Annotated in this window: 27 protein-coding genes and 1 pseudogene; 20 read left to right on the top strand and 8 right to left on the bottom strand. The window is 32.9% G+C overall.

Annotated elements, in window-relative coordinates; translation table 11 throughout:
- Positions 1–182: 182 nt before the first annotated feature.
- Complete coding sequence (locus AC0L0O_RS13500; protein WP_000807974.1) at positions 183–791, bottom strand: hypothetical protein; 609 nt, start codon at positions 789–791, stop codon at positions 183–185.
- A gap of 412 nt (positions 792–1203) precedes the next feature.
- Positions 1204–1602 (bottom strand): RidA family protein, encoded by a 399-nt coding sequence (locus AC0L0O_RS13495; protein WP_001243654.1) that lies wholly within the window; start codon positions 1600–1602, stop codon positions 1204–1206.
- 734 nt (positions 1603–2336) lie between these two features.
- On the opposite strand from AC0L0O_RS13495, the gene AC0L0O_RS13490 reads away from it, so the two are divergent.
- On the top strand, positions 2337–2690 hold the full coding sequence (locus tag AC0L0O_RS13490) for a hypothetical protein (protein WP_000865301.1): 354 nt from the start codon (positions 2337–2339) through the stop codon (positions 2688–2690).
- 268 nt (positions 2691–2958) lie between these two features.
- Here AC0L0O_RS13490 and AC0L0O_RS13485 read toward each other — a convergent pair whose 3' ends face one another.
- Complete coding sequence (locus AC0L0O_RS13485) at positions 2959–3045, bottom strand: hypothetical protein (protein ID WP_350340440.1); 87 nt, start codon at positions 3043–3045, stop codon at positions 2959–2961.
- A 112-nt stretch (positions 3046–3157) separates the two neighbouring features.
- Between AC0L0O_RS13485 and AC0L0O_RS13480 the strand changes: the two genes are divergently transcribed.
- Together AC0L0O_RS13480 and AC0L0O_RS13475 are read left to right on the top strand one after the other, a co-directional pair.
- Positions 3158–3814 carry a DUF6944 family repetitive protein gene (locus AC0L0O_RS13480; protein ID WP_000431334.1) on the top strand — a complete coding sequence of 219 codons (657 nt, stop codon included), beginning with the start codon at positions 3158–3160 and terminating at the stop codon, positions 3812–3814.
- Positions 3815–4206: 392 nt separating this feature from the next.
- Positions 4207–4479 carry a hypothetical protein gene (locus AC0L0O_RS13475; RefSeq protein ID WP_000520721.1) on the top strand — a complete coding sequence of 91 codons (273 nt, stop codon included), beginning with the start codon at positions 4207–4209 and terminating at the stop codon, positions 4477–4479.
- Positions 4480–4599: 120 nt separating this feature from the next.
- On the opposite strand, the gene AC0L0O_RS13470 is transcribed toward AC0L0O_RS13475, so the two are convergent.
- Positions 4600–4737 (bottom strand): DUF3956 family protein, encoded by a 138-nt coding sequence (locus tag AC0L0O_RS13470; RefSeq protein WP_000443219.1) that lies wholly within the window; start codon positions 4735–4737, stop codon positions 4600–4602.
- A gap of 203 nt (positions 4738–4940) precedes the next feature.
- Between AC0L0O_RS13470 and AC0L0O_RS13465 the strand changes: the two genes are divergently transcribed.
- The 3 genes from AC0L0O_RS13465 (at position 4941) to AC0L0O_RS13455 (ending at position 6568) form a co-directional block, all read left to right on the top strand.
- Complete coding sequence (locus tag AC0L0O_RS13465) at positions 4941–5339, top strand: CHRD domain-containing protein (protein ID WP_000464537.1); 399 nt, start codon at positions 4941–4943, stop codon at positions 5337–5339.
- Between the two features lie 321 nt (positions 5340–5660).
- Complete coding sequence (locus tag AC0L0O_RS13460; protein ID WP_000500085.1) at positions 5661–5912, top strand: DUF3947 family protein; 252 nt, start codon at positions 5661–5663, stop codon at positions 5910–5912.
- Between the two features lie 119 nt (positions 5913–6031).
- A complete protein-coding gene (locus tag AC0L0O_RS13455) occupies positions 6032–6568 on the top strand; it encodes a C1q-like domain-containing protein (RefSeq protein ID WP_009879854.1) in 537 nt (178 codons plus the stop codon).
- A 909-nt stretch (positions 6569–7477) separates the two neighbouring features.
- On the opposite strand, the gene AC0L0O_RS13450 is transcribed toward AC0L0O_RS13455, so the two are convergent.
- Positions 7478–7672 (bottom strand): hypothetical protein, encoded by a 195-nt coding sequence (locus AC0L0O_RS13450; protein WP_000412569.1) that lies wholly within the window; start codon positions 7670–7672, stop codon positions 7478–7480.
- A 435-nt stretch (positions 7673–8107) separates the two neighbouring features.
- Between AC0L0O_RS13450 and AC0L0O_RS13445 the strand changes: the two genes are divergently transcribed.
- The 4 genes from AC0L0O_RS13445 to AC0L0O_RS13430 all read left to right on the top strand — a co-directional run bounded on the left by AC0L0O_RS13445 (position 8108) and on the right by AC0L0O_RS13430 (position 11039).
- Positions 8108–8959, top strand: a complete 852-nt coding sequence (locus AC0L0O_RS13445; protein WP_000727474.1) for a peptidylprolyl isomerase PrsA — start codon at positions 8108–8110, stop codon at positions 8957–8959.
- Between the two features lie 504 nt (positions 8960–9463).
- Positions 9464–9682 carry a hypothetical protein gene (locus tag AC0L0O_RS13440; RefSeq protein WP_000864284.1) on the top strand — a complete coding sequence of 73 codons (219 nt, stop codon included), beginning with the start codon at positions 9464–9466 and terminating at the stop codon, positions 9680–9682.
- 184 nt (positions 9683–9866) lie between these two features.
- Positions 9867–10274, top strand: coding sequence for a hypothetical protein (locus AC0L0O_RS13435; RefSeq protein WP_134188994.1), 408 nt, complete (start codon positions 9867–9869; stop codon positions 10272–10274).
- A 429-nt stretch (positions 10275–10703) separates the two neighbouring features.
- The gene (locus AC0L0O_RS13430) at positions 10704–11039 is read left to right on the top strand and encodes a YolD-like family protein (RefSeq protein ID WP_001000616.1); all 336 of its coding nucleotides are present in this window, start codon (positions 10704–10706) and stop codon (positions 11037–11039) included.
- A gap of 216 nt (positions 11040–11255) precedes the next feature.
- Here AC0L0O_RS13430 and gerPF read toward each other — a convergent pair whose 3' ends face one another.
- Positions 11256–11471: a spore germination protein GerPF gene (gene gerPF, locus AC0L0O_RS13425; RefSeq protein WP_001141565.1), complete on the bottom strand. Its 216-nt coding sequence runs from the start codon at positions 11469–11471 to the stop codon at positions 11256–11258.
- A gap of 209 nt (positions 11472–11680) precedes the next feature.
- Between gerPF and AC0L0O_RS13420 the strand changes: the two genes are divergently transcribed.
- Positions 11681–12016 carry a hypothetical protein gene (locus AC0L0O_RS13420; RefSeq protein WP_001066870.1) on the top strand — a complete coding sequence of 112 codons (336 nt, stop codon included), beginning with the start codon at positions 11681–11683 and terminating at the stop codon, positions 12014–12016.
- A gap of 298 nt (positions 12017–12314) precedes the next feature.
- On the top strand, positions 12315–12527 hold the full coding sequence (locus AC0L0O_RS13415) for a YqaE/Pmp3 family membrane protein (protein ID WP_134188992.1): 213 nt from the start codon (positions 12315–12317) through the stop codon (positions 12525–12527).
- A gap of 69 nt (positions 12528–12596) precedes the next feature.
- On the opposite strand, the gene AC0L0O_RS13410 is transcribed toward AC0L0O_RS13415, so the two are convergent.
- Entirely contained in the window at positions 12597–12803 is a 207-nt protein-coding gene (locus AC0L0O_RS13410; protein ID WP_000423633.1) for a KTSC domain-containing protein, read from the bottom strand.
- Positions 12804–13271: 468 nt separating this feature from the next.
- On the opposite strand from AC0L0O_RS13410, the gene AC0L0O_RS13405 reads away from it, so the two are divergent.
- Positions 13272–15776, top strand: coding sequence for a PBP1A family penicillin-binding protein (locus AC0L0O_RS13405; RefSeq protein ID WP_001293985.1), 2505 nt, complete (start codon positions 13272–13274; stop codon positions 15774–15776).
- Positions 15777–15830: 54 nt separating this feature from the next.
- On the opposite strand, the pseudogene AC0L0O_RS13400 reads toward AC0L0O_RS13405, so the two are convergent.
- Positions 15831–16153 (bottom strand): annotated as a pseudogene (locus tag AC0L0O_RS13400) (hypothetical protein).
- Positions 16154–16390: 237 nt separating this feature from the next.
- On the opposite strand from AC0L0O_RS13400, the gene AC0L0O_RS13395 reads away from it, so the two are divergent.
- From AC0L0O_RS13395 to AC0L0O_RS13365, 7 genes are all read left to right on the top strand, one after another.
- A complete protein-coding gene (locus AC0L0O_RS13395; protein WP_098638755.1) occupies positions 16391–17536 on the top strand; it encodes an MFS transporter in 1146 nt (381 codons plus the stop codon).
- 15 nt (positions 17537–17551) lie between these two features.
- Positions 17552–17842: a HesB/YadR/YfhF family protein gene (locus AC0L0O_RS13390; RefSeq protein ID WP_000406139.1), complete on the top strand. Its 291-nt coding sequence runs from the start codon at positions 17552–17554 to the stop codon at positions 17840–17842.
- Between the two features lie 398 nt (positions 17843–18240).
- Positions 18241–19362 (top strand): citrate synthase, encoded by a 1122-nt coding sequence (gene mmgD, locus AC0L0O_RS13385; RefSeq protein WP_001983266.1) that lies wholly within the window; start codon positions 18241–18243, stop codon positions 19360–19362.
- A 98-nt stretch (positions 19363–19460) separates the two neighbouring features.
- On the top strand, positions 19461–20897 hold the full coding sequence (prpD, locus tag AC0L0O_RS13380) for a 2-methylcitrate dehydratase (protein WP_000598114.1): 1437 nt from the start codon (positions 19461–19463) through the stop codon (positions 20895–20897).
- Positions 20898–20915: 18 nt separating this feature from the next.
- The gene (prpB, locus tag AC0L0O_RS13375; protein WP_000312655.1) at positions 20916–21824 is read left to right on the top strand and encodes a methylisocitrate lyase; all 909 of its coding nucleotides are present in this window, start codon (positions 20916–20918) and stop codon (positions 21822–21824) included.
- Positions 21825–21978: 154 nt separating this feature from the next.
- On the top strand, positions 21979–23688 hold the full coding sequence (locus AC0L0O_RS13370) for an acyl-CoA dehydrogenase family protein (protein ID WP_000416013.1): 1710 nt from the start codon (positions 21979–21981) through the stop codon (positions 23686–23688).
- A gap of 16 nt (positions 23689–23704) precedes the next feature.
- Entirely contained in the window at positions 23705–24595 is an 891-nt protein-coding gene (locus AC0L0O_RS13365; RefSeq protein WP_000719416.1) for an NAD(P)-dependent oxidoreductase, read from the top strand.
- Positions 24596–24603: the final 8 nt, after the last annotated feature.

Genomic DNA, 24603 nt, shown 5'->3' with positions numbered 1-24603 from the left:
CATTATTCTTTCAGAGTGGGCGTTTTTTGAAATGGGTAAGGAAACAATTTCAAAAAACGCCCACTCTACATTGTTTTTGAGAAACAAGTAGGTGAGCTTCAATTAACTGAAACGAATAGGATTTGTAAAAATTGTGCCCAAATTATGCATGAATAAGGTATTGAAAGAAATACCTATACCCCTTACATCTTATTCCATAAATAACAAAGCTGGTGAGCTTCTGATTCAAGAGCTATTACATGATTATTATTAATAGAGTTATTCGTATACATTCTATTCTTTTGGATATTAAGGACCGTATAATTCACATCTTTATGTTCATTTGAAAATGTTGATTCGTTTAATAATGTTAGTGTTGAGTTAATGTTATATTTATCAATTCGCTCTTTTTTTCCTTTGAAAAACAGTTTAATAAGATGCGGCTCATCATTAATGAGCAAACCGAGTTCAGGTGATGAGCGGACGATTAAATTATCGGATAACCAATGTGATTTACCTGGATCAAACCAAGAGACGTCTTTGTTTGTAATAAATTTTTTGTACTGCTTTAAAACATCAATGTAGTTTTGCTTTTTCTTCTGGTCAACAGCTTGTACTAATGCTTCGAAACAGTCAAAAGATAGTTTGTTTTTATGAAATTTAATAACAGTTTCTCGTAATTGTTTCCAGTAATCAAAAACTGGGTGATATTCAGGTTGAGATTTTAGATTCTTAACAAAATTTGTTTTAGCCGCACTACTTTTCAGTGTAAAGTCTAAAAATTGTGTAAGTCCCACTTTAATTTCCGCCATGTTACACCCCCTTTCCGAACATTACTAATTCGATAGTGGAAAGGGAAATCCTGCATTTTTAAGGAGGTGAACGAGACGTTAGAAAAACTGATGTTCATGCACAATGGCTATTGTAAAGCTGATCCGCAAGAACAAGAGGGAATTATTACAACTGTTTGGTTTCCAGTGTTGCCAGAGTGGGACCTATAGGGAAGTGAAAATGTTGCATAGGTAGGACCGATTGAACCCGGATTTAATGCAGTGGAGGATTAAAACTCGTCCAATATCATTCACCTCTGAAAAGTTCGTATTACTAATAATAAATGTGGGAGTAGAGTCAAAGGAAATGGACAAGCAATTGTATATGTGAAATTTAAAAGAACAGCTAGCAAATGCTAACTGCTCTCCAAATGGAATGAAGTGTGTAATTATATTATGGTTTAGCTGCCCATATCTCTATTTCAATTTTAATTTCTGGTAATCCTAATTCTGAAATATATCCAATTGTCATTGCTGGGTATTGAGTATTAAATAATTGTTCCCATTCAAAATCCAAGTACGCCCAATCAATTTTTTCTGTCGCCCATACATTCACTTTTATAATGTTAGCAGCCGTTAATTCTTCAGACTCTAAAACTTTAATTATATTTTTAAAGGTATTACTGATTTGTTCATTCATACTCTTTGGGAATTGGCCATTCTGATTTATCCCAATCTGTCCTGATGATACAAATAACTCTGCATTTCTAGGAATTTTAGTAATATGCGTATAGTTTCCCACTGGTTCTGGCATATTTGTTGGGTTTTTTCTAATAATTATTCCGTTTCTCATTTATTCCACCTCATCATAAAAAAATTTACTGCGGTTTCTTCTATATCATTTTAGACACACTTCACCCTATAAAATAATTTTAGAAAAAAACAGCAGTCGAGTACCCATATCCGTTTGATACAAATTTTATTGATTTTTTCTTCATGATTTTGGTACTCTCCTTTCTTTAAAACGATAAAGTGAAATACTTATCTTAAATCATACGTGAATAATATCTCAGTAGCAACAATGTTTTAAAGGAGGGAAAATATATTGTTGGAAGCGATAGATGTATTGAATGAGTAAATCAATATTACTTTTGTTAATACGAAAAAAGGTCCTGTTGTTTCCAACAGGACCTTTCCTAAAATGGCAAAGAGTAACTCTTACCTTACTCTTCTCGTATATAATACATGAAAAAGATAGATGTGTATACAACAAGAAATTCCAATATAATTATTCGAATATAGTGTTTAAAAATAAAAAGGTGTAATTTAAAATAAGGGATTAAATTACAAATGTTGATTTATCAATGGATTTGACTATTTTTCTATTAACTTGTAGTAAATAAAATAATATTGAGATAATAAGATATGTAATTTTGCATACCGGATTGTAAAAGTAACAAGGGTATTAATCATGTAAATAATACTGAAGTTGAGGGAGAGTAATACTAAAATTTCATTTACCTGTTCACGGTATAGGATAAATTCATTTGAATAGAAGCGAAAAATAGAGGTTTGCCTTAGACATTTATGAAGGTTAAGAATATTAATAAGGAAAGGAGTAAATACGCAGGTCCGATTTTTGTAATGATGGAGGGAATTGGTGTGGACATAACTCAAAGTATGGCACGAATCGTAGTTAATGGAAAAGATCTTCCGTTTATTTCAGTTAGAACTTCTGTATGGAATCAAGGGCCTGTAAATGATTTAATTGTTTCAACAAACGAGAGAGTCGAGGAGTTTTATCAATTTATGTGGTCACAAGTTCCAGTAATGCTTGCGATGTATTTTCTTCAAGGTGCGGATTTAATGAGGTTTGCTAGAATTGCTGGGATTAATCAAGGTGTAATGGGAGAGTATATATATCATTTTTCTTGGGGATAAAATGAATGTAAAGCAGCGTAACAGCAGCTTTTATATTTTGTAAAGAAATTTATGGAGGTGATGAATAGGAGGTTAGAAAAATAAGATTATAGGGTGATATAGGTAATTTGTTACTGTTTTTAAGCTCGTAAAGATAATTGATCAATTCTTTTAATACAATGGGTTTAACAAATAAATGTATAGAAGTATACATAAGAAAAATGAAATGAGTTGAATAATATCCCTTCTATGTATATTACAATTAATACAAAGTACGTAGATAGGGAAACTATGAATATGAAGTATGTAAGGAGCATAAGAAAATAGTTCCGGTTGCTATACCAGTTGGAGCAATATCTACTGGGACCATATCTATAACCGTATTTGTAGCAGTATTGATAACAGAAACAGTCTGAATTTTTAACAGGTATACGTGTAATTGAATAGGATGAAAGTAATTACTTAATTAATGTTGGGATAGGTTATAAATGGAAAACCAACTGAAAGAAATATTTGGTGCATTGATAGCAGCTATAGGTACAATAACTTCCGCTATTGGAAGTACACCGTTCTATTTTATAAGTAGTAATGTAAGGGAGGATTTGAATATATATGGAAATACATTACAAGCAGTTGGTAACGCTTTAGAGGCTGACGGTCAAGAGGGAATATCTCTTGAAAAAATCGGGAATGAAATCCAATCAACTGGTAATGTAACTGTAATATCTGGATTGGTTATTGATTTTAAAGATGAAACAAAAATTAAATTAGTGATTGCTGGAAATTGGACGCAGGCTTTAGGAGGACTTACAGCATTAGCGGACGAATTTGAAGATGCTTCAGATAAAGATGAATCTTTTAATATTATAGGAAACTTATTGCAAGCTATAGGGAATTCCTTGCAGGCAATTGGAGGAATTTACGAGCTGAAAAGTATTAGAAAAGAGCGGCTGGATAGTAAAGACGAATTAGTAAATGATACGGAGGGGAATTTAGACAATCAAGTAAATAGTGAGCTGGATAAAAAGAAAGAAGGACAGTCAATAGATACCATAGGCAGTTGGATCCAAGCTGTAGGTTCTGTATTTTCATTAATTGGACAAATACGTGAAGAAAGTGAGGAGTTAGAAGGGAGCGATAACTAGAGTAGTTTAATAAGAGTGGTTAGCAAAAGCTAAATGCTCTCGTGAAAAATGGAAAACAACATGTACTTATTGATAAAGGAATAGTAAATATAAATTGAGAGAATGAAAAAGAGCTCTTATGGAAAGTTCTTTTAAATTAACAAATTATTGTAATATCACTAACGCTAATATCAAGTTTATTGATGTATTTTAGTGTTAGCAAAACATGTGTGCAAAGATATATGAATAACTTTCATTTTGATGAACCATTCCCATATAAAAATCATATGATACTTTGTAAGACAAGCAAACAGCTTATAAACTATTAAATACTCATTGTAATTGTTGCTCACAACTACTGATGAAAATGCTTTTGTATTGAACAAAACGCCCATTTGAATAGGAGGTTAATGTTGGGAAAGACATTAGAAGAATTAGAAAGGTGTTATAATGAAGCCTTAAATGAAGGAGCAGAGTATGTAGCTGTTCAGATTAAAATAGATGGATTTTCTAGCGATGAATTAATTATTAACGACAAATATAACATAGATTCTAAACTAGCGTATTACAAGAGAACGTACAATGAAGATCTAGAACATAAATGGAATCCAAGAATTCGTATTGTAGATTTTGCATATGGTTATTCGTTTTCAGGAATTATACGCCAATTAGGATTGCTAGTTTAGTACTAATGAAACAGATGTTGATTATTGCGATAGATACCATGATTTAGGCGGTATCTTTTTTTGTTAAGGAATAAATTAAAAAAGAGGGCTTAAGCCCTCTTTTTAATAAATGCCTAACTATTATGCACAGATTGGAATTCCTAATGCTATTAAAGTCAATGCTACTTGAAGAGAAAGTTCTAATCTAGCAATTTCAATCCCAGCAACTGATACCACTAAAAGAGGTTGTCCATTAACGAACAAAACACAACTTTCCATACTTACACCTCCTTTCTAGTAATCTACTATAGTATATGAATTTAATTTAAAAACGTAATAGATTAATTTATAAATTTAATAAAATTGATAAATTAATCTATTATATAAAATGATCTTTTAATGGCCTAGCATCTGCTTTTTTGTCACCTTATAAAAAGGGTATGAATATATTAGTAGTATATAAAAGCATAGGAGTGATAGATATGTTTTTTGCAAAATTACGTGGTAGAAATGAAGTTCCTCCAGTAGAAACAGACGCTCGAGGGGAGGCTTTCTTTAAATTAAGCCGGGACGAGCTTAGCCTAAAATTTAAGTTAGATTTATTCGATATAGAGGATGTAGTAGCTGCCCATCTGCATATTGGAGCAAAAGGAACTAATGGTCCTGTTGTAGCTTTTTTATTTGGACCTATAACAAATCCGGTTTCAATAGAGTGTGCAACTCTTACGGGAATGATTACTCAAGAAGATTTGGTTGGGCCGTTAGCGGGTCAAACATTAGGTACTCTTATAAATGAAATCATATCTGGAAACATTTATATTAATGTTCACACTGTACAACATCCTAATGGTGAAATTCGTGGACAACTGAATTATTGCTAATGAATTATAGTAGTGAAAAATAAAGCATCCGTTTAGGGTGCTTTATTTTGTGGAGAATGTATAAGTAGATAATTTACTTTTATCAATCTTGAAAATTCATTTTTATAGTTTCGAAAGTAATCAAATTGAATTAGTAATAGTGAATTCTTTACCTTTTTAGTTAGTAAAGTAAATATTGAAAACTTGTAAAAATATGAAAGTGTAAGAAATAATAGAAATATTTAAGCTTAATAAAAGCCAATAGACTAGCTTTCAGCACTCATTGAAACAAAGAATCATAACATACTTTGTAATAACTTATATGGAAGTGAGTTGAAAATAATGTTTTATTCATATTTTGCTTCTCAAGTGGGGATGAGACCTGCTTATGGTACATCTATAACGTATAGTGGAGCACAAAGTACAGTTCAAGCTGTTCAACAAGCGTTACAAATGCAACAACAAATGCAAATGCAGCAACAAGGTATCCAGCCGTATTATTCATCTATGGAGTATTTTTATCCAGTGCAAACTATTACACCGTATGGAGGTTCTTTTCTTACTATCCCATATGGAGCTGTATTTAATTTATAAGTAGAGAAAAATAAGGGTGCAAGAATAGGGCGCCCTTATTAGAAAAAATATTAGCTCGTCCAACCATTACAAATTCCTTTTACATAATATAGAGTAATAAGCATGAAAGGGGAACTAGTATGTCTTGCTATTACTACTGTAAGCATTGTAAAGAATATAAAAAGAAACAGCATAACTGTTGTAAGAACAATAGTAAGTGTAATGACAACAAGGACAGTCTTGTTAGGGCATCAGCATTTAGAGCTAGAAATACGGTGAATCAACCTGTTCCTGCTAATACTTTTGTAAAAGTATTGTTTCAAAATGAACAATTTGATTTAGCAAATGAGTATAATCCAGCAACGTCTATTTTTATTCCGAAGACTAGAGGTGTTTACTCTATTATTGGAACAATTGGTTTCTTTCCAAATAATTCAAATTCCGATTATAGAGCGCGTGTAGAAATTCGTGTGAATGGAAACGCAGCAATAGCTATAGATAATGATTTTTTTGGTACAATAAACTTTGGAAATGTAGTAAGTGTTTCGACGATTATTCAATTAAATGAAGGAGATCAAGTCGAGGTTTATGCGCAAAGTAGCATAGACGGGGTTTTAAGTACTTCGGAAGATGGCTCACATTTTGAAGCTGCGAGGTTCCCTTCTCCAACTGAATAATGAAGAAAATAAATTACTTTGCAGTATGTTTAGTTAATCCCCTTCACCAAATGGTGGGGGATTTTTATTGTTTTTCTAAAATATATAAGGGAATAGATTAAATGTAGTTTATTTTTAGGAGCATTTCGCATGCTAGGATGTAATGATGAAAATAAAAATAAAAATAAAAATGAAAATGAAAATGAGGACTACATAATAAATGAAAGATAAAGTTTTAAAATTATTTTTTGCCGTTTTGATATTAAAAGGGCTTTCTTATTTTTAGTATTAGATTTTCTACAGGTAATAAAAAGACATCTTCATTTATGTTCGTATAATTGCTTGTTTTTTTATTGCTATATAGAAATTACATATTTAACATTGGTTTGTGCAGGTATTGCTATTGTATGGAAAGGAATAACATTACGGTAAGTACACTATATAAAAATAAAATAAATCCTAAGATGAGTAGTATGGGATGCAACTTGAACATATTTGACCTCCTTGAGTATATAAAGAATTTTAATACATCTTTAGTTAATTTAGAAGGAAAATATATTAGATCAATGATGCTAGAATGGATACACTAATTAAACAGAGTAGTGAATGTATAATAAAGAAGTAATGTGGAGGCACCTTGACTAAATTGTTTATAAAGGGCTGGTCGATTTACCTTACGTGAAATATAAAAGTGATTACATTTATATGTACAAAATAAGGGATAAATAAAAAAGAGCATACATAAAAAGTACGCTCTAAAGAAAGATAGGTTTTATGAGTGGATAATCTCCATACGATAATATATGCTCGGCTCATCAAAACGTGTAAAAAATCAATAGATTATCAATGAAATATCATGCAATGAGTAATTTTAGTCTATTATTAAAGTCGTGTAGTTAACCAAATTATAAGGATTGTGTATAGAATAAATTAACAACTGGACAATGATCGCACTTCAGTTTCGTATTTCGTATAGTTTGGATATCGCGTAATAGTTTGACATTTTGGTGTGGAAAGTTGATTAATTATAGAAACATTTGTAATTACCTCGTTACAAGGACCGAAAAATGTAACTTTTAATTTTGAATTTGGTGGAACTTTGAAAACAATAGGTTTTTTCTCCATGAAATCAGCTCCTATGATGCAGTATTGTATACTGCGTTTTTTGTGTAGATGATAAAGGCGTATTAATATAATATGAATCTTTAGTTGATAATGATATGAAGTTAACTACTATGCAAAGCCTGAATGTAAAAATTATTAAGGGAATATTGATGGATTAAAACTTTTTCATGTGTGGGGCAGAGCGAAAAATACGGTACATATTGTACAAAAAAATTGGATACTAAAAGAGTATGTAACTATAAGTAGTTATATATTTTATGAATACGTAAAGGGTCATTTTACTCATACATAGTAAGATGACTTTTCATATTTGAATAAAAAGAACTTCATACATAGTTTTTTCAAATGAAATGAATTACATGTAGAAAACACATTGTTTACACAAGAACATTGTATAGTTATTCTTGTATAATAATAAAAGTGAGGTATTTTGAATTGAAAAAGAAAAAGCTATTTTTAGGAACAATTATTTCATGCGTAGTACTGGCATTATCTGCATGTGGTTCCTCAGACAACGTAGTAACATCAAAAGTAGGAAATATTACAGAGAAAGAATTAAGTAAGGAATTAAGACAAAAATATGGGGAAAGTACTTTATACCAAATGGTGTTAAGTAAGGCGTTGCTAGATAAATATAAAGTTTCAGATGAGGAAGCAAAAAAACAAGTAGAAGAAGCAAAAGATAAAATGGGTGACAACTTCAAATCGACTTTAGAGCAAGTTGGATTGAAAAACGAAGATGAATTAAAAGAAAAAATGAAGCCAGAAATTGCATTTGAGAAGGCGATTAAAGCAACTGTCACAGAAAAGGATGTAAAAGATAACTATAAACCAGAAATGAAGGTAAGTCACATTTTAGTAAAAGATGAAAAGACTGCTAAAGAAGTGAAAGAGAAAGTGAATAATGGAGAAGATTTTGCAGCTTTAGCGAAGCAATACTCAGAGGATACTGGTTCAAAAGAACAGGGCGGAGAAATAACTGGTTTTGCTCCAGGACAAACGGTAAAAGAATTTGAGGAAGCTGCATATAAATTAGATGCAGGACAAGTAAGTGAGCCAGTAAAAACAACTTATGGTTACCATATTATAAAAGTGACAGATAAAAAAGAATTGAAGCCATTTGATGAAGTAAAAGATTCAATTCGTAAAGATATAGAACAGCAAAGACTGCAAGATACGACAGGTAAATGGAAACAGCAAGTAGTCAATGAATTATTGAAAGATGCCGATATTAAGGTGAATGATAAAGAGTTTAAAAATACATTTGAATTTCTAGAAAAGAAATAATGACTGTAATTAGAAAAGGGAACCTTTAAAGGTTCCCTTTTCTAGTTAGTGTGTGAGTTATAAATAGATAGTAAGACAATACAATATTACATATAAATATTAAGAATTACAATGGGAATTTATGTAATTGTTTTAAAGTGGAATAATCATCACTTCATAGAATGTTGATATTATAATGTTTTGTTTGTTTTATTTCATTAAATATAAAACGAATTTATTAATTTTATCCCATTATTTTTAGACAATACGACTTGCGTCGGCTAATTATTAAACAGGAATGAACAAAACTTGAATAGATTTAAGTTTTACTTTATTGAAGTGGATAAACATAATTTGCAGAATGAAACATACAATAATATTGAAAAATATTGACGCTAAATGAAGTGAAAAGCAGAGCATTCTATTAAGATGAATGTTCTTTTTCGTATGAAGTTTTAAGGGGAAGAATGAATACTTTTAAATGAATTATTGAATAGATAAATAAATTATGTAGGGGGAGAAAATGTGAAAGTAATTTTTCAAAGAGAAGACGGAGGGAAAATTTTCGAATCGTATGATGAAGATATAAATAACCTTTTAGCTATTTTAAAAGAAACGAAAGGGATTAAGATTGGGATGGTTGACTATAAAGTATTAAAATACGAATTAGAGTATTTTCGGAATCCTAAAAAAGCAGTAACGGAGAGGGAATTACATATAATAGTACAACCAAAATATATTTAATAAAATTACGCAGTATGTACGAAAAGAGAGTGTTTAAATTGCTCTCTTTTCATAGAAATTTATAAGGAACGAGTTTTGATTCTTTATTAATTTCATAGATTTTTTGAATTTAGGCAGGGATTTTATATTTGGGTAGATAAATGTTCATATAAGTTATTTTTATGTGAATATTGGAGGAGTAAAAATGAGTTTAGCAAGTTATATAGGGTGTAATGTAGAAATTCCATTAACGGATCCAGATTCTAATGATGTAATTGTTTTTGCTCCATGTTTTTCAGATGAAAGTATGCTTGAAATTGTACAAGAGTTTCAATTCCAAACAAGTTATACATATGAAGTTTCAACGAGTTGGGGCATTGAACTTGTTGAGTGGCAAACTGAAAGAGAGAAGAAAGAGGCTAAAAGAAAGCTAGTAGCCTTATGCACGATTATGGAAGGTTATTTAAATGATGGGGACTGTTTTGAATTATTCAGTTGTTGGGTTGGTGATGAAGATAAGGAACGATTGGGAGAATTAAAGTTAAAAATAAATCATTTTAATATAGATGAGATTCGTATTCCAGAAAGAACACTTGTTAGGATAGAAAAATAAATATAGAAATATAGGTGATTAGAAAAAGCGACTTCTCTTTAAGTGAAGTCGTTTTTTAGTTGATACGTGAACTTCCTATTAAATGGGAAAAAGGCTCATTTGATGAAGAAAAAATAAATTCCTTCTCAAAAGAACGTAAGTTCGTGTATAATTAGAACGAATGTTCTTGCATGTGTAGATAGTATACGATTTAGAAATAAAGTGAAAATGTAATTAGTGGGTGTTCATCATCCACTAATTACATTTTCACCAATCGGCTGTTTACGGGGAGTTGATTTTCGACTTACTTTCCTTGTATGTTGTGAATTTTGAGGTGGGAGATTTCCTACCTGTTCATGCGGTGGAAATATAAGCCGAGCAATTATTAAAGAATAATCGAAGCGCAATATGTTTGAAATAGAATGGATAAATAATTAAGGAGATAGAGAAATGAATGATGTAAAGATGCAAAAAGCAAAAAGAGAATGGGTTCCATTTACAGTAATGTCGGAACAATTATTAAGTATGCAAAAGGTTATTGGAGAGAAATTTAAAGTACAAAAACCACTCTTAACAAAAGAAGCAAAAGAGGGAATTTCTGATAAATTATTAACGTCATTATTGTCAGAGAAAGAAATATTGGTGACTTATTTTGAAGATGGGTACATACTTACAAGCTATATGACAGTTGTACATATAAACCCGCTAAAGCGCATTGTAATGTGTACTGACGCGTTTTATAAAACTTACGTCTTTAATACTGCGGATATTATTGAAATAACGTAAAGTAAGCTAAAAGTTAACTCTTAGCTTACTTTACGTTATGTTAGGTGTGGAACAGAAAAAATGAAACGAAAAAGCAGCTAGCTTCATACTAGCTGCTAAGCCCCAGGGAAAGGGAGAAAAGATAGGGTACTCCAAAAATCAATAATAGCTGTGTAACAGCCTGATTATAGTATGGACAAATTTGAAATTCTTAAACAGTAAGATGAAAAAATAGGGTTAGGCTGTACCGACTTGGTTTTGATCCGCAAGGTCAGAATCAAACGTATTAGTCGCACTCACGCCATTAAAAGTATTAACAACAAAACCGACGTTTGAAGCGCCAGATCCATTATAAGCCTTCGTATTTTCTTTCGGAGAAACGTTGTAGAAATCACCTAAGTTAAATGAACCGTTACTATTTTGTACAACTAAATTCCCTACAACTGAGGGCATGGTTTTCACCCACTTTACAATCATTTGTTAACAATACTATATGGTCTTATAGTCCAAATGGTTCATATAATAAAAATTGCGAAATAGTAAAACGTTTGAAGTGTAGTTTAATCCCATAATAAAAGTGTGTTAAACTGAACGTAAGGTTAAGTAATTAAAAATAATAATTGTATAATTAGTATATGTGAAAATAAAGGAGGCAAAATGTAATGAATAATGTTATAAAAAAAGTAGATTTAACAGATGCAAAATCAAGTAATCTTGTTGCACTTATTTATAGCAATGAAGTTATATTGGTGGAAGAAGCATTTTGTCCAAATGAAATAAAATTAAAGTTTAATGAAATTGCAATTTTATCGGCTATTAAAACAGCACATATAATGAAAGTATCCATCAGAAAAGAGCTGGAAGCGATTTTTCATGACACGGGTGTTTTATTGGTGAAGCATAGTGCTGAGTATGGAAACAGTCAATCTATTACTATGCATTTCGAACAATTTAAAAAGTTGCAATATGAGATTGAGTATTTAAATAAAAGTATGTAATTGGTGTTTGGATACAAGTGATAGAAACTGCTATTTCTGCGATTGGATTAACTATAATAGAGACAGAAAAAAGATTAGAAAAAATAATAATAAGAAATTGTTCATGTAAAGATGGTATGTAAAATTAAAATTTTACATAAGTAGAAAAATTGAAGTGGTAGGTTTTTTGGCATTAAAATAGAATATATAACAGTAGAATAGTTATTAGTTGTTAATAAAAATATCGGAAATACGAAAGTAATTGGTTTTTATACCGTATGGAGAGAGAAAAAATACGAAACAAGGAGTTTTTCAAAAGATGATGTATTTATTGGCAATTGTACTACCACCTGTAGCCGTATTAATTTGCGGAAAACCATTTCAAGCAATAATTAACTTCATATTAACATTAATTTTTTGGGTTCCAGGCGTTATCCATGCGATATTAGTTGTACATGATAAAAAAGCAGATCAACGATTAAAAAAACAAATTCAAGCATATGATGAAATAAATAAGAAGAACAGAAGGTAGCTGAGTTGTGAAATGATTTTAAAAAGAAAGGGGGGGACTGCCTCCTTTCTTTTTTCATTCTGGTTAAGTTTAAATTTTAGTGTAGCGGTAAGAATTTTTAATATAAGTATTGTGATAATTAGTTTTGGAGTGTGCGTTTAATAAACCGGTGTAAATGTTTTTAGGGACGTTAAAGAAATCATACATTCCATGCTTTAATTGAATGCGTAAAATCATAGAAAAAGGATTATAGCCAACAGCAACTATAGTTTTTGAAATCACGGGAGATAGTTCCATTATTACGCAACTCCTCACTTTTCATTTTTAATAATTTCTTATAGATGTTGAGGTTGTGGTGTTGAAGTCTTTATAATTAAAGAGGTATTATACTTATATGCAATATATTAAATGTTCGTTATACGTAATTATAAGGAAGTTCACACGAAGTACATATCGTTGTGCTATTTTTATTTCACCTTTGATTTATAAATAAGAAAATATTGACCATTTGAAAAAAAGGTATATTATTTATACGAGGTATTAAAATTTCACTTTTTACATTCTATGCTTAAAGGGGCAGCATTATTAGAAAAATAGAAGTGAAAATACTTAGTATAAGAAGTATTCTAAAATTTATAATCTGTGAATTAGGAAAATATTGAATGCTCCAGGTCGATATACTTTCTTAATTTAATTCATTTTAGAAAGTGACCTCAATATTTTTAAGTAAATCAACGGGAGAATTGAAAGGCAGGAGAAAGTAACATGTCAGAAAATTATCGTTCTCGAGAGGAGCGACGACAAGTTAAAAAGAAAAAACAGCCAGCTTCTAAAACACAAAAACCAAAAGGTAAAACATCGTTCTTTCGCAAGTTTTTAATTACTTGTTTATTACTTGGTATTGTTGGTTTAGTGGGGGGAGTTGCTACCTTTTTCGTAATGATTAAGGATGCACCAAAACTTGAGAAAGCAAAACTTGTTAATCCGTTATCCTCAAAAATTTATGATAAAAATGGCGATTTGGTATATGAATACGGGAAAGAAAAACGGACGAATGTTACGTATGATCAAATTCCTAAATTAGTAGAAAATGCATTTTTAGCAACAGAAGATGCACGTTTTTACGAGCATAGCGGAGTAGACTTTAAAGGTACTGCCCGTGCTGTTTTGGTGAGTCTTAAAGGCGATTACGGTTCACAAGGTGGAAGTACGATAACACAGCAGGTTATTAAAAATTACTTCTTATCGATGGAAAAAACATCAAAACGTAAGATTCAAGAAATATATTTAGCGTATAAGCTAGAACAACAATATTCAAAACATGAAATTTTAGAAATGTATTTAAATAAAATTAATTTAGGTAATCGTTCATATGGTATCGCAACAGCAGCACAAAACTACTACGGTAAAGAATTAAAAGAGTTAACTTTACCAGAAGTTGCGATGCTTGCAGGTTTACCAAAAGCACCGAATAACTATGATCCAACGAAGACAGAAAATGTTCAAAGAGCAACAGAAAGAAGAAATGTTGTCCTAAAATTAATGAATCGACATGGTTATATTACGAAGGCAGAAATGGAAGAAGCTTCGAAAGTTGAAGTAACAGATGGACTTAAGACTGCAACTGTACAAGCAATGCCATATCCTGCATTTATGGATGCGGTTGTGAAAGAAGTTGAAAAAGAATTGCCAGATGCTAATATTGGTTCTGACGGTTTAGAAATTTATACAACATTAGACATAGACGCACAGAAGGCTGCTGACAGGATATTAGATGCTAATATTATTAATTATCCAAATGATAAATTCCAAAGTGCTTTCACATTTATGGATACGAAAACAGGAGAAGTTCGTGCTATAGGTAGTGGACGTGGTGAAAATAAAGCAGTATTTAAAGGGCATAATATGGCAATTGAATTAGATCGTGCAGCTGGTTCAACTATGAAGCCAATCTTTGATTACGGTCCTGCAATTGAATACTTAAAATGGGCTACGTATCATCAAATTGATGATTCTCCATTTAAATATTCAACTGGACAAGAAGTTCGAAATGCCGACAGAAGTCATTTAGGATCAATTACGATGCGTGAAGCATTAAAAATGTCACGTAACGTTCCGGCAGTTAAAACTGCAAAAGAAGTAGGACTTAATAAAGCGAAGGAATTCTCTGAGAAATTAGGTATTACACTTAAGTCAGTACCAGAATCTACAGCGATTGGTACAAACGAAGTATCACCAACTGAAATAGCTGGTGCTTATGCGACATTTGGTAATGGTGGTAAGTATGCAAAACCGCATTTTGTTAAGAAAGTAGTTTATCCAGACGGCAAGTCACAAAGTTTTGGACAAAAACCAAAACAAGTTATAGCTGACTCTACAGCATATATGATTACTGATATGCTTCGTTCAGTAGTGACATCAGGTACTGGTACAGCAGCAAATATAAGTTCTTTAGATGTAGCTGGAAAAACAGGTACAACAAACTATGATTCAAAACAATTAGCGAAATTTAATATTCCGGAAAGTGCAACTCGTGATAGTTGGTTTGCAGGTTATACGCCGCAATATACGATGGCAGTATGGACTGGGTATATGAAAGATGGTAAGGACGAGTATATTAGTAGTAAAAATACGAAAATTGCACAGTTGATCTTTAAAGAAATGATGAGCGAGATGGCTACAGATAAATCAAGATTTAAAATGCCAAGTAGTGTAATTCAAGAAGGTAGTGAGCTGCGTATAAAAGGTGAAAAACGTGATTCTTCTCCAAATACGAGCGTACCGGATACAACAGAAAAACCAAAACAAGATCAACAGCAAAAAACTGAAGAAGAGAAAAAGCAAGAAGAATTAAAAAAACAAGAAGAACTTAAAAAACAAGAAGAAGAAAAGAAACAAGAGGAACTGAAGAAGCAGGAAGAACAAAAGAAACTAGAAGAGCAAAAGAAACAAGAAGAAGAAAAGAAACAAAATGAACAAAATAATGGAAATGGTCAAGGAACGACCCCTCCAGCAAATAACGGAGGAGGTCAAGGAAATACGACTCCTCCAGCAAATAACGGAGGAGGTCAAGGAAATACAACCCCTCCAGCAAATAACGGAGGAGGTCAAGGAAATACGACTCCTCCAGCAAATAACGGAGGAGGTCAAGGAAATACAACCCCTCCAGCAAATAATGGAGGAGGTCAAGGAAATACAACTCCACCAGCGACCACACAACCGGAGACTGGCGGTAATGCAGGAGAGGCCCCTGCTAATAATGGTCAATAAGAAAATTTTATAAAAAATATTAAAAAGCACTTAAGATTTGTAAAAATTACAATCTTAAGTGCTTTTTTCGTTAAATGTAGTAGCTATGAGACGATGTATTTTAAATGTATCATATAAATTTTGAAAATAAATTGAAGAGAAATGATAAAAACTTGAGATTGAGGTAACGGAGAATAACCGTGGCTATGAAAGGTAGTACCACTTGTTGGATATGCGCCATGATGCCAAGATAAGGGGGAAACTTGATCAGGAATTTAATATTGTTGCCAAGTTACAGGAAGTTCAATACCAACATTGGAACTAGCTGTATGAACTGCAGGAACGTGTATCTCAGGAGTCGAAGGAACTATGGCAGTTACTCTTGGAGATACCCACATAACATAATCACACCTAAGTTGTGATAATAAAGAAGTATATTCTTTTCACACATATAAAGGTACATATAGATAGGACTTTAGGCTAAAACATGCGTATAAAGTTGTAAGACCAATTTAAATTGATTTTGGACCATTTATTATAAAAAGATACGTCTATTTACGGAAGGCAAAGGAACGAAGAAACTGTAAAATGGAGGTGTTAATTGCAATAACTTACGTGTTTATGGAGGAATTTTAATGGAACGATTATGGACGAAATCATTTATTCAAATGACTTTCGCAATGTTATTTTTATTTACAGGATTTTATTTACTTGTTCCAACGCTTCCGCTTTTTATTAAAGAGATAGGTGGCAATGAATCACAAGTTGGACTCATGATGGGAATGTTTACAATAGCTGCAGTTGTAATACGACCGATTATTGGAGGGATGTTAGATCAATATGGTAGAAGATCCTTTATTATTTTCGGACTCATCTTTTTTGGGTTAACGATGTACTTTTATAATTTAGCGACGACTATTGTCCTTTTAGCTATTTTACGTATTATTCACGGAGTAACATGGGCTGTTTCTACAACAGCTGTTGGAACAGCGATAACTGATATTATTCCAGATTCACGCCGTGGTGAAGGTATGGGGTGGTATGGGATGGCTATGACGATTGCAATGGCAATCGGCCCAATGATTGGATTAACGGTTGTACAAAATTATTCATTTCATGGCCTTTTCTTATTAGCCACTCTTTTATCCTTTATGGCAGTCTTATTATCGTTAATGACGAAAATGCCATTCACACCACAAAAAGAAAAAGGGAAAATGCAATTGTTTGAAAAATCCGTTCTATCCATTACGATAGTTGTATTCTTTTTATCATTTGCATATGGAGGCATTACGACGTTTTTACCGCTATTTGCATCGTCAATTGATGTGAATCCTGGGACATTCTTTCTTGTATATGCAATTGCTTTAACAATCGTAAGGCCAATTTCAGGAAAACTATTAGATAAGTACGGAGAAGTATTTATCATACTTCCGGCACTATGCATTACTGTTATTGCAATAGTTGTGCTAACGATTTCAAATAATTTAATAGGTGTAGTTATCGCAGCTACATTATATGGTGTTGGATTCGGTTCAGCACAGCCAGCATTGCAAGCCGCGATGCTTTCAATTGTTGACCCGAGTAAAAGAGGAGTTGCTAACGCTTCGTTCTTTACCGCATTTGATTTAGGGATTGGACTTGGTGCAATTTTACTTGGAGTTGTTTCACAAATGTTTGGTTACCGTATTTTATTTGCTGGTAGTGCAATTTCAGGATTAATTGCTTTCATTATTTTTGTGTTTTTTGTAAAACAGCAATTAGGCAAAAAAGAATTTGCGTAAACGGGAGGAACAAAGATGGAAATTTCAATTGATCATAAAGCTCTACAATGGTTTAAAGAAGAATTACGTATAAAGCATGGTGAATCTATACGGTTTAATGTAAGATACGGAGGAGATAGCTCCATCCAGCCAGGCTATTCTTTAGGAATTGTTGCAGAGAAAGCAGATGGGGAAATTGTGTCAGTTGAGAAAGAAGGTATTTTATTTTTTGTGGATGTTGATGATCTTTGGTACTTTCAAAACTATGATTTAGTTGTAGGTTATCATGAGGAAATGGAAGAAATTCAATTTAATTACGTAAAATAATAACTTTATTAAAAATAAATAAATTTTATATGGAAATTATATTTAGAGAATAGTGAAATAAATATAATGCAAAAAACGGGCTGTATATGAATACAGCTCGTTTTTTTATTTAGTAAAAGGAATTGTAAAGTAGGTATATATTTAACTGGATTATATGAATTAACTTTATATTTTGTTTTAAAGATAAGTAAAGAGAAGTCTGTCCTTTCTTTATAAACTATGAAAGTTATTGTTGAAAAATTGTATTGTTACATCGGTAAAAGTATAGGAAACTTATCATTATAAAATAAATTGAAATCTTCTAAAAACTCTGATACATTGAAATAGAAATGTAGTTTCACAATATTGTAAAGGCTTACAGTTATGTGCACGAAGATCTATTAGGATTGGAGGAAATAATGATGAAAGCTGAAGAAAAATTTTCCCCGGGATTAGATGGTATAGTGGCAGCGGAGACGAAGATCTCGTTTCTTGACACAGTGAAAGGTGAAATTGTAATTCAAGGGTATGATTTAATCGAACTCTCAAAAACAAAAGAGTATTTAGACATTGTGCACCTTTTATTGGAAGAACATCTACCGAATGAGGATGAAAAAGCAACACTTGAAAAGAAATTAAAAGAAGAATACGCGGTACCAGAAGGTGTATTCAACGTATTAAAGGCATTACCGAAAGAAACGCACCCTATGGATGGATTGCGTACAGGTGTGTCCGCATTAGCTGGTTACGATAATGATATTGAAAACCGCTCGTTAGAAGTAAACAAAAGCCGCGGATACAAATTATTGAGTAAAGTACCAAACATTGTAGCGAATAGCTATCATATTTTAAATAATGAAGAGCCAATCGAACCACTTAAGGAATTATCATATAGTGCAAATTTCTTCTATATGTTAACAGGTAAAAAACCAACTGAACTTGAGGAGAAGATCTTTGATCGTTCCCTTGTTTTATATAGTGAACATGAAATGCCAAACTCTACATTTACAGCGCGCGTTATTGCATCTACACAATCCGACTTATATGGTGCTTTAACAGGTGCGGTTGCATCTTTAAAAGGTAGCTTACACGGCGGTGCAAACGAAGCGGTTATGTACATGCTTTTAGAAGCTGGTAATGTTGAGAAATTTGAAGAATTATTACAGAAGAAACTATATAACAAAGAAAAAATTATGGGCTTTGGACACCGTGTATATATGAAGAAAATGGATCCAAGAGCTTTAATGATGAAGGAAGCTTTAAAGCAGTTATGTGATGTAAAAGGTGATTATACACTATATGAAATGTGTGAAGCTGGAGAAAAGATTATGGAGAAGGAAAAAGGAATTTATCCAAACCTTGATTATTATGCAGCTCCAGTATATTGGATGCTTGGTATTCCAATTCAACTATACACGCCAATCTTCTTTAGCTCTAGAACAGTAGGACTATGTGCGCACGTTATTGAACAACATACGAACAATCGTTTGTTCCGTCCACGTGTAAATTATATTGGCGAGCGACATGTACTTAGTAAGTAAAAACAACTGGGGAGTTGTTAGCACCGCCCGCCAGATGGGTGTTTGACCGACACCCATCATTAATAATAACGAATTTTCGACAGAAAGGGAAGGATAGCATGATTAAAACAAATGAAATTAAACAAAAAGATGCAATATTAGAAGAGATTACGGATTATGTATTAAATAAAGAGGTAACAAGTGCAGAAGCATTCAGTACTGCTCGTTACGTATTACTTGATACACTTGGATGCGGAATTTTAGCATTACAATATCCAGAGTGTACGAAATTATTAGGACCAGTTGTACCAGGAACAATCGTGCCAAATGGAACACGAGTGCCAGGTACGTCTTATGTATTAGATCCAGTGAAAGGTGCATTTAATATCGGATGTATGATCCGTTGGTTAGACTATAACGATACTTGGCTTGCAGCAGAATGGGGACATCCATCTGATAACCTTGGCGGCATTTTAGCAGTTGCAGATTATATTAGCCGTGTTCGTATATCAGAAGGAAAAGAACCGTTAAAAGTACGTGAAGTATTAGAAATGATGATTAAAGCACATGAAATTCAAGGTGTATTAGCTTTAGAAAACAGCTTAAACCGGGTTGGTCTTGACCACGTATTATACGTAAAAGTAGCAACAACTGCTGTAGTTGCGAAAATGCTTGGCGGAACACGTGAAGAAATCTTTAATGCATTATCACATGCATGGATTGATAATTCTAGTCTTCGTACATATCGTCACGCTCCAAATACTGGATCACGTAAATCATGGGCAGCAGGTGATGCAACAAGTCGCGGTGTTCACCTTGCAATGACTGCTTTAAAAGGTGAAATGGGTTATCCAACAGCATTATCTGCACCGGGTTGGGGATTCCAAGATGTATTATTTAATAAACAAGAATTAAAGTTAGCTAGACCATTAGAGTCTTATGTAATGGAAAATGTATTATTTAAAGTTTCATATCCAGCAGAATTCCATGCACAAACAGCTGCAGAATGTGCTGTAAAATTACATCCGGAAATTAAAGAAAGATTAGATGAAATTGACCGTATTACAATTACAACTCATGAATCAGCAATTCGTATTATTGATAAAGAAGGTCCATTAAATAACCCAGCTGATCGTGATCATTGTTTACAATATATTACGGCAATTGGTTTATTAAAGGGAGATATCGTTGCGGATGATTATGAGGATGCAGTAGCAAATGATCCACGTGTAGATGAATTACGTAATAAGATGGTTGTTGTTGAAAACAAACAGTACAGTTTAGATTACCTTGACCCGAACAAGCGCTCAATCGCCAACGCTGTTCAAGTTCATTTCAAGGATGGAACTGTAACAGAAAACGTGGAATGTGAATATCCACTTGGTCACCGTTTCCGTAGAGACGAAGCAATTCCAAAAGTTGTTCAAAAATTCACTGCAAATATGGCAGGTCATTATTCTAGTAAACAGCAAGAACAAATTCATGAAGTTTGTTTAAATGAAGAGAAACTAGAAAATATGAATGTAAACGAATTTGTAGATCTATTCTTAATTTAATAATAGGGGGAATTTAGAATGGCTTGGGTTGTGAATAAACAGTCAACACAAGAGGAGCTTGCGAATCGCTTCCGAGCTTTAGTAGAAGCAAATGAAATTTTGCAAATTCCAGGTGCTCATGACGCAATGGCAGCTTTAGTTGCGAGAAATACAGGATTTTCGGCTCTTTATTTATCAGGAGCTGCCTATACTGCAAGTAAAGGATTACCTGATTTAGGAATCGTGACGTCTACTGAAGTAGCAGAGAGAGCAAGAGATCTAGTAAGAGCTACAGATTTACCAGTTCTTGTTGATATTGATACAGGATTTGGTGGTGTCCTAAACGTAGCGAGAACAGCTGTAGAAATGGTGGAAGCGAAAGTAGCAGCTGTTCAAATTGAAGATCAACAATTACCAAAAAAATGTGGACATTTAAATGGTAAGAAACTCGTTACGACAGAAGAATTAGTTCAAAAGATTAAAGCAATTAAAGAAGTTGCACCAAGCTTATATATTGTAGCTCGCACAGATGCTCGCGGCGTAGAAGGCTTGGATGAAGCGATTGAAAGAGCGAATGCTTATGTAAAAGCAGGTGCAGATGCGATATTCCCTGAAGCGCTTCAATCAGAAGAGGAGTTCCGTCTATTTAATAGTAAAGTAAATGCACCTTTACTTGCGAATATGACTGAATTCGGGAAAACGCCGTATTATAGTGCAGAGGAATTTGCGAATATGGGCTTCCAAATGGTTATTTATCCTGTAACTTCACTTCGCGTTGCAGCGAAAGCGTATGAGAATGTGTTTACTTTAATTAAGGAAACTGGTTCTCAAAAAGATGCACTTTCAAATATGCAAACGAGAAGTGAGTTATATGAAACAATTTCATATCATGACTTTGAAGAACTAGATACTGGTATTGCAAAAACAGTATTATCAGAGGATCAATAGATAAAACAACTAAGGCGATGAGAATACATCTTTAGCAAGACGAACTGCTTGATGTGAAAAATCATCGCCTTCTGTTTTCAAAAATAAGATATTCCACTCATCGTAGACGTGCATAATTAGTAGCAAGTAAGGCCGAAATGATAGGGGGATTCAGATGGAGAAAACGAAGTTACCGTGGGATGAATTTTTTTCACTTAATAAAGATGTGAAGCATGCTTTCTTTACGCCAGAAGATTTTTCAGGAGATGAAGATTTAATCGCAAAAACGACAGAACAATTCGTTAAACAAGAAATTGTTCCACAAATGGAGAATATTGAACAACATAACTATAAAGTTTCCCGTCAATTGTTTGAGAAAGCTGGAGAACTTGGATTATTAAGTATCGAGGTCCCAGAAGAATATGGCGGATTCGAATTAGGAAAGGCAGTTTCAGGGCTTGTAGCAGAAAAAATGGGATACGCTGGTGCATTTAGCGTTTCATTTAATATACACGCTGGTGTAGGTACATTGCCTTACATATATTACGGAACGAAAGAACAAAAAGAAAAATATTTGCCGAAAATTGCGTCTGGAGAATGGATTGGAGCTTATGCTTTAACTGAGCCAAATGCCGGTTCTGATGCATTAAGCGCAAAAACGAGCGCAGTATTGAATGAAGATGGTACTGCTTGGAAGTTAAATGGTGAGAAGCAGTGGATTACAAATGCTCATATGGCAGATGTATACGTTGTTTTTGCGAAGACAAATAAAGGAATGACAGCGTTTATTGTCGAAAGAACATGTGAAGGTGTATCCATTGGACTAGAAGAAAAGAAAATGGGGATTAAAGGTTCTTCAACGGCTACGCTTATTTTAGAAGATGTTGTTATACCTGCTGAAAATGTTTTAGGGGAAGTTGGGAAAGGGCATCACGTAGCTCTTAATATTCTTAACTTCGCTAGACTAAAGCTTGCTTTTGGAAATATTGGAACTGCAAAACAAGCAATTGGATTGTCGGTTCAATATGGAAAAGAGCGAAAACAGTTCCAAACGGAATTAGTAGATTTTACGATGATTCAAGAGAAAATTGCAAATATGATCATTGCTACATATGGAGCAGAAAGTGCAGCTTATCGTACAGCAGGTGTAATTGATGAAGCAATTCATGAGAGTGATGAGGATCTTATGAAGAAAATGTCTCAATTTGCTATTGAATGTGCACTGAATAAAGTAAATGCTTCTGAAACATTAGGTCATATCGTAGATGAAGCTGTACAAATTCATGGTGGTTACGGTTATATGCAAGAATACGAGGTAGAACGATTATATCGTGATGCTAGAATTAGTCGTATTTTTGAAGGAACGAATGAAATTAATAGATTAACAGTTGCCAAAATGTTAATGAAGCAAATGGAACAAATTGAAGATACTGAAGTAGAGATTGATGTAGCAAATGTCGAACGAAATCATCGTTACATTTTATTAGCGAAAAAATTGTTGAAACAATCTTTGAAAACGCTCTCTAAAACTCCAGGGTTAAAAATTGATCAAGAGCAAGAATATTCACGTGTATTATCTAATATGTTAACGGATGTGTACGTCATGGAATCAGCATTTTTACGTACGAGTAAAGCAATTAGTAAAAATGGTGAAGGGAAAGAACGTACGAAACAAATGATAACTGACGTTATTTGTGAAGAAGGCTATCGTAAAGTAGAAGAAGCGGCGATTTCTATACTTTCAGCGGCTGTTACAGAAGAACAAGATAGGCACGTAATTTTAGCTGAAATTCGTCAATTATTAGTACCTTTATACACGAACGTATTTACAAAAAAGAGAGAAATTGCGAAAGCTATTATAAATCGCGGAAAGTATATTGTGTAAATAGGGGGAAAGCGATATGAAAAAGATTGGTTTTATCGGTTTAGGTAACATGGGTCTTCCAATGTCTAAAAATTTAGTTAAATCGAATTACACAGTATATGGTGTGGATTTAAATAAAGACGCTGAAGCTTCCTTTGAAAAAGAAGGAGGAATAATTGGCTTATCAATCTCAAAACTAGCAGAAACATGCGATGTGATTTTTACAAGTTTACCTTCACCTCGTGCTGTTGAAGCAGTATATTTTGGACAAGAAGGATTATTTGAAAATAGTCACTCGAATGTAGTTTTAATAGATACAAGTACTGTATCTCCACAGTTAAACAAACAGTTAGAGGAAGCTGCAAAGGAAAAGAAAGTAGACTTCTTAGCGGCACCTGTTAGTGGTGGGGTAATTGGAGCTGAAAATCGTACATTAACGTTTATGGTTGGTGGATCAAAAGAAGTATATGAAAAAACAGAATCTATCATGGGCGTACTAGGCGCTAACATTTTCCATGTTAGTGAGCAAATTGATAGTGGTACAACAGTTAAATTAATTAATAACCTATTAATTGGTTTTTATACAGCTGGTGTGAGTGAAGCTTTAACGTTAGCGAAAAAGAACAATATGGATTTAGATAAAATGTTTGATATTTTAAATGTAAGTTATGGTCAAAGTAGAATTTATGAGCGCAATTATAAAAGTTTCATTGCATCAGAAAACTACGAGCCAGGCTTTACTGTAAATTTATTAAAGAAAGATTTGGGATTTGCAGTTGATTTAGCGAAAGAAAGCGAACTTCACTTACCAGTAAGCGAAATGCTATTAAACGTATATGAAGAAGCAAGTGAAGCAGGTTATGGTGAAAATGATATGGCTGCTTTATATAAAAAAGTTAGTGAACAATTAATTTCTAATCAAAAATAATAGATTTA

Source organism: Bacillus sp. GS3m_15504 (assembly GCF_055825275.1).
This window is presented reverse-complemented; position numbering and strand designations above follow the sequence as displayed.

Coding starts and splice junctions, on each gene's coding strand:
- AC0L0O_RS13420 (WP_001066870.1), top strand. CDS start 11,681: ATGAATAATGTTATAAAAAAAGTAGATTTAACAGATGCAAAATCAAGT.
- AC0L0O_RS13435 (WP_134188994.1), top strand. CDS start 9,867: ATGAGTTTAGCAAGTTATATAGGGTGTAATGTAGAAATTCCATTAACG.
- AC0L0O_RS13390 (WP_000406139.1), top strand. CDS start 17,552: ATGGAAATTTCAATTGATCATAAAGCTCTACAATGGTTTAAAGAAGAA.
- AC0L0O_RS13480 (WP_000431334.1), top strand. CDS start 3,158: ATGGAAAACCAACTGAAAGAAATATTTGGTGCATTGATAGCAGCTATA.
- mmgD (WP_001983266.1), top strand. CDS start 18,241: ATGATGAAAGCTGAAGAAAAATTTTCCCCGGGATTAGATGGTATAGTG.
- AC0L0O_RS13495 (WP_001243654.1), bottom strand. CDS start 1,602: ATGAGAAACGGAATAATTATTAGAAAAAACCCAACAAATATGCCAGAA.
- AC0L0O_RS13450 (WP_000412569.1), bottom strand. CDS start 7,672: ATGGAGAAAAAACCTATTGTTTTCAAAGTTCCACCAAATTCAAAATTA.
- AC0L0O_RS13465 (WP_000464537.1), top strand. CDS start 4,941: ATGTTTTTTGCAAAATTACGTGGTAGAAATGAAGTTCCTCCAGTAGAA.
- AC0L0O_RS13500 (WP_000807974.1), bottom strand. CDS start 791: ATGGCGGAAATTAAAGTGGGACTTACACAATTTTTAGACTTTACACTG.
- prpB (WP_000312655.1), top strand. CDS start 20,916: ATGGCTTGGGTTGTGAATAAACAGTCAACACAAGAGGAGCTTGCGAAT.
- prpD (WP_000598114.1), top strand. CDS start 19,461: ATGATTAAAACAAATGAAATTAAACAAAAAGATGCAATATTAGAAGAG.
- AC0L0O_RS13395 (WP_098638755.1), top strand. CDS start 16,391: ATGGAACGATTATGGACGAAATCATTTATTCAAATGACTTTCGCAATG.
- AC0L0O_RS13405 (WP_001293985.1), top strand. CDS start 13,272: ATGTCAGAAAATTATCGTTCTCGAGAGGAGCGACGACAAGTTAAAAAG.
- AC0L0O_RS13455 (WP_009879854.1), top strand. CDS start 6,032: ATGTCTTGCTATTACTACTGTAAGCATTGTAAAGAATATAAAAAGAAA.
- AC0L0O_RS13370 (WP_000416013.1), top strand. CDS start 21,979: ATGGAGAAAACGAAGTTACCGTGGGATGAATTTTTTTCACTTAATAAA.
- AC0L0O_RS13460 (WP_000500085.1), top strand. CDS start 5,661: ATGTTTTATTCATATTTTGCTTCTCAAGTGGGGATGAGACCTGCTTAT.
- AC0L0O_RS13490 (WP_000865301.1), top strand. CDS start 2,337: ATGAAGGTTAAGAATATTAATAAGGAAAGGAGTAAATACGCAGGTCCG.
- AC0L0O_RS13410 (WP_000423633.1), bottom strand. CDS start 12,803: ATGGAACTATCTCCCGTGATTTCAAAAACTATAGTTGCTGTTGGCTAT.
- AC0L0O_RS13430 (WP_001000616.1), top strand. CDS start 10,704: ATGAATGATGTAAAGATGCAAAAAGCAAAAAGAGAATGGGTTCCATTT.
- gerPF (WP_001141565.1), bottom strand. CDS start 11,471: ATGCCCTCAGTTGTAGGGAATTTAGTTGTACAAAATAGTAACGGTTCA.
- AC0L0O_RS13415 (WP_134188992.1), top strand. CDS start 12,315: ATGATGTATTTATTGGCAATTGTACTACCACCTGTAGCCGTATTAATT.
- AC0L0O_RS13470 (WP_000443219.1), bottom strand. CDS start 4,737: ATGGAAAGTTGTGTTTTGTTCGTTAATGGACAACCTCTTTTAGTGGTA.
- AC0L0O_RS13365 (WP_000719416.1), top strand. CDS start 23,705: ATGAAAAAGATTGGTTTTATCGGTTTAGGTAACATGGGTCTTCCAATG.